The 2,969-nt window shown below is 30.5% G+C and carries 2 protein-coding genes; both read left to right on the plus strand.

Going from position 1 to position 2,969, the window contains the following annotated elements:
• A partial coding sequence (gene cspBA / locus VLM92_RS01655) for a bifunctional germination protease/germinant receptor pseudoprotease CspBA (protein ID WP_325274616.1) occupies nucleotides 1-2,729 on the plus strand: 2,729 nt, incomplete at its 5' end.
• Between the two features lie 6 nt (nucleotides 2,730-2,735).
• Nucleotides 2,736-2,969, plus strand: a 234-nt coding sequence (locus tag VLM92_RS01660) for a hypothetical protein (protein WP_325274617.1), incomplete at its 3' end; no start/stop codon positions are given.

The raw sequence follows: 2,969 nt of genomic DNA on the forward strand, positions 1-2,969 counted from the left end.
TAAAATTCATACTAGATAAAGCATTAGAATTAAAAATGCCGGTAGCTATAAACATAAGTTATGGAAGTAACGAGGGCTCAAATAAAGAATTATCTTTATTTGAGCAATATATTAATGATATGTGTTCATTTTGGAAGAATAATATAGTAGTCGCAGCAGGAAATAATGCAGATAAAGGTGGACATAAAAGGATTAATATTAAAGACACAGATGAAAAAGTAGAGGTAGAATTTGTAGTAGGTGAAAATGAAAAATTATTAAATCTAAATATATGGCCAGACTTTGTAGATAATTTTAGTGTTTATTTAGTTAATCCATCTAACGTACAAACGCAACCCATCTCATTAACATCAGGAGAAATAAAAAATATTATAGGTTCAACTAGGATAAAAGGATATTTTTATCCAATAGCTCCATATTCTTTAATAAGAAGAGTAACGATACAAATGAGTTCTACAAAATCAATAAGTCCTGGAATATGGAAGCTGGTATTTGAACCTATAGATGTAGTTACTGGAAATATAGATATATACCTACCAACCTCAGAAGGAATTTCAAAAGATACAAAGTTTTTAAAACCAGATAAGATATTAACAGTAACAGTTCCAGGAACTGCAAGTAAAGTAATAACTGTTGGAAGTTATAATTCAAGAACGGATACAGTATCTATATTTTCAGGAGAAGGTGATATAGAAAATGGAATATATAAGCCAGATATATTAGCACCAGGAGAAGATATAGTATCAGTATTACCAGGAGGAAATATTGGAGCATTAAGTGGAACTAGTATGGCAGCGCCACATGTAACAGGAGTTGTAGCACTTCTTATGGAGTGGGGAATAGTACAGAAAAATAATTTATTTTTATATTCACAAAAGCTTAAGGCAGTTTTAATAAAAGGTGCAAAGAGGAAGTCTAATGAGAATTATCCAAATAATTCAATGGGATATGGATTGTTGTATTTAGCAGATGTTGATTTAGATAGTTTGGCTCAAATAAATCAACAAGAAATAATTGGTTATAGAAATTCAAAAAAAAAAACTAAAAAACACAAAATAAGAGCATATGATAATAGACAAATAGATCTTAATGTTGGAATTAATATAATTCATAGACCTGGATTTGAGGAAGATCTTAAAACACTAAAGATACCATATAGATATTATAAAATAAGTTATAATGGTGGAATATTATATATAAGTGAAAATAATTTAGAGGATGTGCCTAATATTGCAAACTTAACATCAATATTAAGATTAAACTTCAGCAGAAGAATGGCTTTGTTGGGAGAAATAAGTCCAGGAATATCACAAGGAGTTGTTGCAACAGAAGATATAGGTGCTAACTTTTTTAAAAATAATCCTAACATATCTGTGACAGGAAGAGGTATAGCTATAGGGATAACAAGTACGGGAATAGATTACTTACATGAAGACTTTATATATCCTGATGGAACATCAAAAATACTATACTTATGGGACCAAACAAAAGAAGGAAATCCACCTGAAGGATTTTTTATTGGAACGGAGTATACTAGAGAAGATTTGAATCAGGCAATTGCTAATAAGGATTCAAGTTTATCAAAAGATGAAGAAGGACATGGAACAATGATAAGTGGAATATGTGCAGGGCTAGGAAATATAAACAAAGAATATGCAGGAGTGGCCGAAGAGGCAGATTTAATAGTGGTAAAGTTACAGAAAATAGATGGATTTTACAATAGTGGAACTTTATTACCAGCACTTCAATATTTATACGAAAAAGCATATGCACAAAAAATACCAGTTGTAGTATATATTTCATTAGGTACCAGCCAAATTATTGAAACTAACCCTATAAGTCTATCAGAAAGAGCTTTTTTCACAAGAGGAGTATGTTATGTATCAGCGATAGGAAATGAAGGAGATACACAAACACATACATCAGGAACAGTCAGATTTAAAGGTGAACAAAAAGACATTGAAGTAGAATTAACACAAGATGAAGATATATTAAACATACAAGTATGGATAAGTAAGCCAGATAAAGTAGAGGTTGCAATAATAACACCAACAGGTGAAAGTAGTAAGGTTTTACAGGTATCAAATTATAATGTAATAACAGGATTATTTGATATAGAGGGAACTGAGTATTCAATAATATATATATATCCATCACTGTTCTCAGGTCAGCAACAGATTTCAATAAGCCTAAAAAATGCAAAGAAGGGTATTTGGAAAATAAGATTAATTGGAGATTATATAACAAATGGAATATATCACGCATACCTAGAAAATAGAGTATTTTTAAAATCAGGAACTAAATTTAGAGAAACTGATCCTTTATATACAACAACCTATCCTTCTACATTTGAGAATATTATAAGTATAGGAGCATATGACACAATTAATAATAGTTTATGGCCAACATCTTCAAGAGGACCAACAATAACAGGGGAACCGAAACCAGATATAGTTGCACCAGGAGTTAATATAATAGCACCTTATCCAGGAAATACATATGCAACAATAACAGGGACATCACCAGCAGCAGCTTATGCGTCAGGTGCAGTAGCTCTTTTTATGCAGTATGTTTTAGAAGACGTAAGGTATAGGGATAAGGCATTTGTCTCCAAAATAAGAACATATCTTACTGCGGGTGCAACAAGGGATAATAATATAACTTATCCTAATAGTAGTTATGGTTATGGTGAATTAAACATAAGAGGAATATTTGATCAATTAAAATAAGAGGGGGTGATTAATATAGATTATGAAGTAATAGTTAAATATAATGGAGACATATTAAGATTAGAAAATGAAATTGGTATATCTGTAGAAATTTTAGAGTACAACTATGCAATAATAATTGCAGATTCAGAGGAAAAAATAAATAGTTTATTAAATTATTCAGAGATAGAGTATATAGAAAAGCCATTTATATTAGACACACAAGATGTACAAAGTTTTTCAAGTACAGGAATAACAAGG

Source organism: Romboutsia sp. (assembly GCF_035470145.1).
In the GTDB taxonomy this organism is placed as follows: Bacteria; Bacillota; Clostridia; order Peptostreptococcales; family Peptostreptococcaceae; genus Romboutsia_D.